Source organism: Candidatus Cloacimonadota bacterium (assembly GCA_034722995.1).
Lineage (GTDB): Bacteria > Cloacimonadota > Cloacimonadia > JGIOTU-2 > JGIOTU-2 > JAGMCF01.
Map to the genome: position 1 here is coordinate 1 of JAYEOL010000071.1, position 7,302 is coordinate 7,302.

Annotated in this window: 10 protein-coding genes and 2 tRNA genes; 11 read left to right on the plus strand and 1 reads right to left on the minus strand. The window is 31.9% G+C overall.

The genetic code is table 11. From position 1 onward, the window contains the following. The 8 genes from U9R23_07940 to U9R23_07975 all read left to right on the plus strand — a co-directional run. Positions 1-513: 30S ribosomal protein S12 methylthiotransferase RimO (locus tag U9R23_07940; protein ID MEA3476352.1), on the plus strand; the 513-nt coding region annotated here is incomplete at its 5' end. Next, on the plus strand, positions 510-854 hold the full coding sequence (locus U9R23_07945) for a nucleotidyltransferase domain-containing protein (protein ID MEA3476353.1): 345 nt from the start codon (positions 510-512) through the stop codon (positions 852-854). The genes U9R23_07940 and U9R23_07945, both read left to right, overlap by 4 nt. Continuing rightward, on the plus strand, positions 851-1,111 hold the full coding sequence (locus U9R23_07950) for a HEPN domain-containing protein (protein ID MEA3476354.1): 261 nt from the start codon (positions 851-853) through the stop codon (positions 1,109-1,111). The genes U9R23_07945 and U9R23_07950 overlap by 4 nt, the downstream gene beginning before the upstream one ends. Then, on the plus strand, positions 1,083-1,244 hold the full coding sequence (locus tag U9R23_07955; protein MEA3476355.1) for a hypothetical protein: 162 nt from the start codon (positions 1,083-1,085) through the stop codon (positions 1,242-1,244). The genes U9R23_07950 and U9R23_07955 overlap by 29 nt, the downstream gene beginning before the upstream one ends. After that, positions 1,241-2,275, plus strand: coding sequence for a tryptophan--tRNA ligase (gene trpS / locus U9R23_07960; protein MEA3476356.1), 1,035 nt, complete (start codon positions 1,241-1,243; stop codon positions 2,273-2,275). The genes U9R23_07955 and trpS overlap by 4 nt, the downstream gene beginning before the upstream one ends. 94 nt (positions 2,276-2,369) lie before the next feature. Then, positions 2,370-2,729, plus strand: a complete 360-nt coding sequence (gene secG, locus U9R23_07965; protein MEA3476357.1) for a preprotein translocase subunit SecG — start codon at positions 2,370-2,372, stop codon at positions 2,727-2,729. Between the two features lie 12 nt (positions 2,730-2,741). Beyond that, positions 2,742-2,829 (plus strand) — tRNA-Leu (locus U9R23_07970). Between the two features lie 52 nt (positions 2,830-2,881). After that, positions 2,882-2,958 (plus strand) — tRNA-Arg (locus tag U9R23_07975). Between the two features lie 504 nt (positions 2,959-3,462). Here the strand turns inward: U9R23_07975 and U9R23_07980 are convergent. Beyond that, on the minus strand, positions 3,463-4,374 hold the full coding sequence (locus U9R23_07980) for an endonuclease/exonuclease/phosphatase family protein (GenBank protein MEA3476358.1): 912 nt from the start codon (positions 4,372-4,374) through the stop codon (positions 3,463-3,465). Positions 4,375-4,623: 249 nt separating this feature from the next. Between U9R23_07980 and allB the strand changes: the two genes are divergently transcribed. From allB to U9R23_07995, 3 genes are all read left to right on the plus strand, one after another. Next, complete coding sequence (gene allB, locus U9R23_07985; protein ID MEA3476359.1) at positions 4,624-5,973, plus strand: allantoinase AllB; 1,350 nt, start codon at positions 4,624-4,626, stop codon at positions 5,971-5,973. Between the two features lie 55 nt (positions 5,974-6,028). Further along, positions 6,029-6,616 carry a nucleotidyltransferase family protein gene (locus U9R23_07990; GenBank protein MEA3476360.1) on the plus strand — a complete coding sequence of 196 codons (588 nt, stop codon included), beginning with the start codon at positions 6,029-6,031 and terminating at the stop codon, positions 6,614-6,616. Positions 6,617-6,826: 210 nt separating this feature from the next. Then, positions 6,827-7,302: DUF4213 domain-containing proteins (locus U9R23_07995; GenBank protein MEA3476361.1), on the plus strand; the 476-nt coding region annotated here is incomplete at its 3' end.

The window sequence follows — 7,302 nt, forward strand, 5'->3', positions numbered from 1 at the left end:
TCAAAAAAAGAGATTATACAAAAATTAAATTTAATAAGAAAGATAATTCCTGATGTTGCTTTGCGAACATCTCTTATTGTTGGCTTTCCTGGAGAAACAGGGGGCGAATTTCAGGAATTATTAGACTTTGTAAAAACACAAAGATTTTCAAAATTAGGTTGTTTTGTCTATTCACAAGAAGAAGGAACAGAGGCTGCAAAACTAAAAGAACAAATTCCGGAAAGGATAAAACATAGAAGATTGGATGCTATTATGGAATGTCAGCAAAATATCTCTAAAAAAATACTTGAAAAATTTGTGGGACAAAAATTAAAGGTTATTGTTGACAAAAAAATTGCGGATTCCATTTTTGAATGTCGCACAGAGTTTGATGCTCCTGATATTGATGGTATCGTATATCTGCAAGATGCGGATGTTAATGTTGGTGATATTGTTTGTGTCAAAATACAAGATTCATTGGAGTATGATATGATAGGATTTATCACACCTTTTACTAATAAGAAGGATAAATGATAAATAAAAAAAATAAAAGCATAAGATTCAATATAAAAAAAGTCTTAAATAATATCAAAATAACTCTTACAAATTATTATGGTAATAAATTGAAAGCTATAATTTTATATGGTTCCTTTGCAAGAGATGAAGCAAACTCTGATTCAGATTTAGATATTGCCATTGTATTTAAAGGAAATATAGATAAAATTGCAGAACTAGAGCGTATTCATAACCTTATTTATGATATTGGATGCAATTCTGGCGAATTAATTTCAGTTTATCCAATTACTGAAAAAGAATTAGAAGATTTAGAATGGCCGTTAAATTATAATATAAGTTTACAAGGAATTACAATATGAAAGAAAAGATAGAGAAATTAATTGAGAGAGCAGACAAATCTCTAAATTCTTCAAAATTACTTTTAGAAAATAATGATTTTGATTCTTCTGTTTCCCGTTCATATTATGCTATGTTTTATTCTGCTGAAGCTGTGCTTTTAACCAAAGATCTAAAGTTTTCTTCTCATAAAAGTGTTATATCTCTGTTTGGTCAATATTTTGTCAAAACAGGAATTTTCCCTTCTGCCCTTGGGCAAAAACATAAATATTGTTTATGATGAAAGATTAATTGGAGATTATAGTTTTGAACCAGTAATAGATAAAACTAAAGCCTTAAAAGTTCTCAATAGAGCAAAAGAATTTGTAAAGAAAATTAAAGAATATCTAGAAAGAGAAGGTTTAAAATTATGAAGTCAAAAATGCTGAAACAAAGTAAAAGTCCTGATCAATCGAGAAAAAGAATATTTAGTGGAATACAGCCGAGTGGAAGATTGCATATTGGAAATTATCTTGGAGCAATAAAAAATTGGATTCCTCTTCAAAATGAATATCAATGCGTTTGGGGAATTGTTGACTACCATGCTATAACTGTTCCCTATGAGCCTAAAGAGTTAGAGGAAAGAGTAATTGATTGTGCTGCCAGTTATATTGCAGCAGGACTTGATCCTCAAAAAAGCATCTTAATGCTTCAATCTCAGGTTAAAGAACACACAGAGCTCGCCTGGATATTAAATACAATTACTCCAATTCCCTGGCTGGAAAGAGTCCCAACCTTTAAAGATAAAGCTAAACAATTTACCACAAGCTTAAATATGGGTCTCCTTGATTATCCGGCTCTTATGACAGCTGATATTATTTTATACAAAGCAGATGCGGTGCCAGTGGGTGAAGACCAACTACCACATCTGGAGCTGACAAGAGAGATTGTCCGAAGATTTAACAATACTTTCGGGCAAACTTTCCCGGAACCGAAAGCAATCACCAGTTCAGGTGCTCTTATAAAAGGTTTGGATGGAAATAGTAAGATGGGTAAATCTCTGGAAAACTGTATCTATCTTGATGAAACATCTGAAGAAATCTGGAAAAAATTATCAACTGCTGTAACTGACCCACAAAGAATTCGTAGGAATGACCCGGGCAATCCAGAAGTATGTAATATTTTTTCTCTACATAAGTTAGTCTCTACAAAAGAGCAAATAAATTATGTTAATAATGGGTGTAAAACCGCTGATATTGGTTGCCTGGATTGTAAAAAAATCCTATCAAACAATATTGCTGCTGAGTTGGCACCAATTAGAGAAAATCTTATTAAACTAAAAAATAATAGAGATTATTTAAAAGATGTGCTGAATGAAGGAATAAGAAAAAGTAAAGAAATCACCGCACAAACAATGTCTGAAGTTTATGATAAGATTGGAACAAATTACAAATTCCTAAAATAATTGACCCTGTTAGAAATTTTTTTCTAACAGGGTTGACATCAAAAAGTTAATTCTATATTTATGTTATTTAAAAATAGGAATGGAATAGAAATTTATGTATACTCTTTTACTTATAATTCATGTTTTGGTTTGTATTAGTTTAATAATTTCTGTGCTTTTGCAATCAAGCAAAGGTGGAGGTCTGGGCGGTGCATTTGGTGGAGGAAGCAGTGATACTCTATTCGGGGGTCAAGAAGCATCGTCATTTCTTAAAAAAGCCACAAAAGTTTTAGGTGTAACTTTTATGGTTGTAACAATTCTTCTTGCTTTAACTACCAGACCGCAAAAGAAAGGTAAAGGAGGTGGAGAGGTTTCTAAAGAACTTCAAAAAGCAATAGACGAATCTTCCCAAAAAGAAGAGCCCACTCCATTACCTGAAGGTTTTGAAGTTTTACCTGAACCTACTGAAGAATAATTTTTATTTAGTGCAGAAGTGGCGGAACTGGCAGACGTGCAAGACTAAGGATCTTGTGTCCGATAAGGATGTAGGGGTTCGAGTCCCCTCTTCTGCACCATTTTTTATTTATTCTGATCTTGAATTTACAATTTTTAATTTGAAATTTTATCGCGCCCATAGCTCAATTGGATAGAGCATCTGACTACGGATCAGAAGGTTCCCTGTTCAAATCGGGGTGGGCGTGCCACCTTAATTCACACAAGAAATTATTCAAGACTATTTTCAATTCAACAATTGAACTACTTCTTTATACTTTATACTTGTAATATATGATATTGAAATTAAATATTTACTTTCGCTTAATTATATGAGTCCACTCTAAAAAGTCAGATTAGTATGATGAAAAACCGTTGAAACGGTTATTGCTAAAATGGGTTTTTATTAGCCCACAACTTAAGTTGTGGGCTTCTCGTAAGTTAGAAAATAGCAACTGTTTCAACAGTTTATCTAATTTAGAAGAAATTTTAGAATATTTCATTTTTTTTGTACCTTTTTATAATTAACTCTTATATAGATTAAGATATTCTCAAGTCTATCTGTTTTTTTTACAGTTGTACAAAACAATGAAGAATTAAATAAAAGAATTGTGAAAACAATGATTATATTTTTCAATTGATTTTCTGCTTTATTAATTTAAGTTAGTATGTACTTATGAAATCGTTTTAATTTTAATCTTTTCATTCTACAAAAATTATTCAGCAAATCTAAGTTTTATGGCAACCGGACGATGGTCTGAGATATTCTTGTAATAAGCATCCCAATTGCCTTCTAAATACTTATCAATGGTGATTGTTTTTATTGTTGAACCTTCATTCTCCAATTCATCAAAAAGTTCATTAGTAATAAGTATATGGTCTAAATGACTGGGCCAATATGGATATGACCAATCAGAAGTAGTATCTGCAGCAATTTCCATATCTGCAAAAGTATAATTATCTGAATCTCCAATAAAATTCCAGAATACATTCTGCTTTTCTGGTTCAGCAATATTATCATTCAAATCACCAAGAATTATTACCTCAGAATTGGAGTGATTCTCATCTACAAATCTCTTTAATTTTTTATTAGCATCTCTTCTTCTTGCTTCGTTCTTCTCTCCGCCCATTGCTTTCAGATGATTGTTGATTATTAAAATTGGCGTTTTTTCATATAGCAATTCCATTACTAACGGATGTCGGGGAAATGCGTATTGGTCATCTGTATAAATCTCATAAATTTTTCCTACAGCAATATCATCAACTTTTTTATACAAATAAGCAAGATTCATTTCCCATTCATCAGTATTTGCACGATAGCCATCCCATACATTCACAGAATCAATCTGATTTAATTTTTCTATCAAAACAGTAAATGAAGAATCACTTTGGATTTCCTGAAAACCAACTATATCTACATCAAGATAATAAATAACCTTAGCAACATAATCAACAGTAGTCTCTTTATTCTTTGGAAAATTTTGTAGGTTCCATGTCATAACTTCAAAAGTGGAATCTGAACCGAAAAATAGATTATCAAGTGTTACAAATGTGGAGTCTGCTGAATTGCCATAAATATTGAAGAAAAATAATAAACTCATTAATCCAAACATTAATAATTTTTTCATAGCATTGCCTCTCTACAATTAATACTTAAATATTCCAAAACTTTCACATTTATTATCTTTAAATATAGATTTCCATTATAAATGTCAATTTATTTAAAGTTATGATACTGATTCAACCGATTCAACTGATTCAACCAATTCAATAGAAATACCAGAAAATTTAGACTAAATTAATCCTTTTTTCTCTTGACTATTTTTCTTTACATTTATAAAAAGTAAAATCAATGAAAAATCAGGAAATTATTTAATATGATTATCAAAAACGGAAAAGTTGCTCTTTTGGGAGAAGATAAATTTTTAGATGTTGATATAAAAGTTGAACAAGAGAAAATTACTGAAATAGGAAAGAATTTATCAGAAGACACTAAAATTCTTGATGCAGACGGACTTCTTATTTTTCCAGGTGGGATTGACCCGCATGTCCACTTTGATGAGCCCGGATATACTTTTAATGAAGATTTTTATCATGGAACTTGTGCAGCTGCTTCTGGTGGAATTACTACAGTTATTGATATGCCGTGCACTTCCATTCCCCCAGTAACAAATATAAACAATCTCTTTACAAAACTAAATATTATAAAGAAAAAGGCAATAGTAGATTTCGGATTATATGGTGGTGTTTCTTCCAGGTCCTTTGAAGAAGGTTATTTACAAAATATGGAAGAACTGTCCAGATTTGTACTCGGTTTCAAAACATATTTCATTTCTGGTATGGAGACTTTCGGACAATTGAATCTTTCTCAATTTAAAAAAGTTTTAATAAAAGCAAAAGAACTGAATTTGCCAATTCTCCTCCATGCTGAGGACTATAATTATGTCAAAAAAGCAACCGAGATTGCTAAAAAAGAGGGGCACTTGTCAATACACTATTATGCTTCTCGTCCTGAAAAAGCAGAAATTATTGCAGTTTCAACAGCAATAAAAATTGCAAAACATTTTGATGCTAATTTACATATTGTTCATATAGGAACGGCAAAGGCCGCCAAAATTGTTAGTAAAAGTAATGCCACTTGCGAGACAGAACCACATTATCTTGAATTTGATATAAATGATTTTGAAAAAATTGGTTCGCCTTTAAAGACAACTCCTCCTGTGAAATCATCTCCAAATAAGGAAAAATTATGGAAATACTTATCAAATGGTTCTATCAATTTCGTTGCATCTGACCATGCCCCTTGTCCAGAAAAAGCAAAAAAGACCGGTTCTATTTGGACAGACTATGCTGGTATCCCCGGATGTGGAACATTATTTCCTTATATGTTTTCAGAAGGATTTATGAAAGGAAGACTTAGCTTAATCAAATTTGTAGAAATAACTTCAGAAAATGCTGCGAAAAGATATGGAATTTTCAATAAAAAAGGTTCAATAGAAGTCGGTAAAGATGCAGATTTTGTTTTAGCCAATCCTAAAAAAGATTGGATTGTGAAAGGAGAAGAATTTTATTCAAAAGGAAAAATCACTCCGTTTGAAGGGATGAAATTTGAGGGAAAAATAATCAAAACTATATTAAGAGGAAAGGTCATCTACGACTATAAAAAAGGAATAGTAGCTAAAAAAGGGTATGGAAAATTTCTAAAGCCACCGACATACACAGACTAATCAAAGGCAAAAAAGGTTTTTTTATCAGTTCAAATCTGTGGCAAAAAGAAGTATTATGGATATAGAAGGTATTGTTCTTGCAGCAGGTTTTTCAAAAAGAGCTGGAATTTTCAAAATGGAATTGATGATTGATAACAAGACAATGATTGAACACAGCATACAAGGAATGTATGATATCTGCTCAAGAATTATTGTGGTTGGTGGATACAAGATTGAGATAATAAAAGAAATTTTGAAAAAATATCCCAAAGTTGACATAATTTTTAATAGGAATTATAAAAAAGGTATGTTCAGTTCAGTAAAAACTGGCATCCAGCACATAAAATCAGACAAGTTTTTCTTGCTTCCAGGAGATGTCCCATTTGTTAAAGAAGCGGTATATAAAAAAATGCTGTCTATTCAAGGAGATATTGTTATCCCATCTTATAAAGGCAGAAAAGGCCATCCTGTCCTAATTAAATCATATTTGATTAATGAAATACTTGCTGAACCAAAAAACTCAAATCTGAAAATATTCATAAATAAAAAAGGATATACCTTAGCAGAAGTAGAAGACGAAGCGATCCTTCTGGATATAGATACTTTAGAAGATTATAAAAAAGCAGAAAACAAGAGTTATGGGTCCACCTTAGTTAGAGGTTAGAAAACATTCAAAGTAAAATTATAATAAAATATAATCAGTGTTTACCCCGTGTAATATAAAACGCTTCACTATTACACGGGGTGAATCTGTGGTTAATAAAATATTGTTGGTGTCCGTCTGGGCGCCGAGACCGATTAGTTCGTGTCCCCAATTCCTGAGCTCGTCAGGAACGGGCTTAATTGGGGATCGTGGCAAGAAAGGTATTTTCAGATGAAAGTTTTAGATGACTTGGCAGAAAGCATTTCATCATATCCGGTGAAAGAGGTATTTGCAGGCGTATTTGATACTGTGGTTTGGAGTAAAAATCTTGGATTAGCAAGTACTATACAAGAGAAGGAAACGCCTCATCAAGGCATAAGAGAAGCTGGTAATTTGAATAACAAAAGTGTGAAAGAACTCGGTCAGTATGTATTTTCTGAAAACTGGTTAGAAGCGTCTTTGGGAATGGCAGCAATCAATAGTGCTTTACCGATTGAACAAGAAAAATTGAGAACCATTAATGCACAAGAAATAATTATAGAAAAAGGAAGAGAAAAAGTTGTCGGAATAATAGGCCACTTTCCCTTCTTAGAAAAAATAGGGCGGCAATTTAAAAAAATGTATATTTTTGAAAAGCATCCAAGAAAAAATGACTTACAAGAAGAAGATATTCCAAAATATCTCCCCAAGGCGGATGTAGTTGCAAT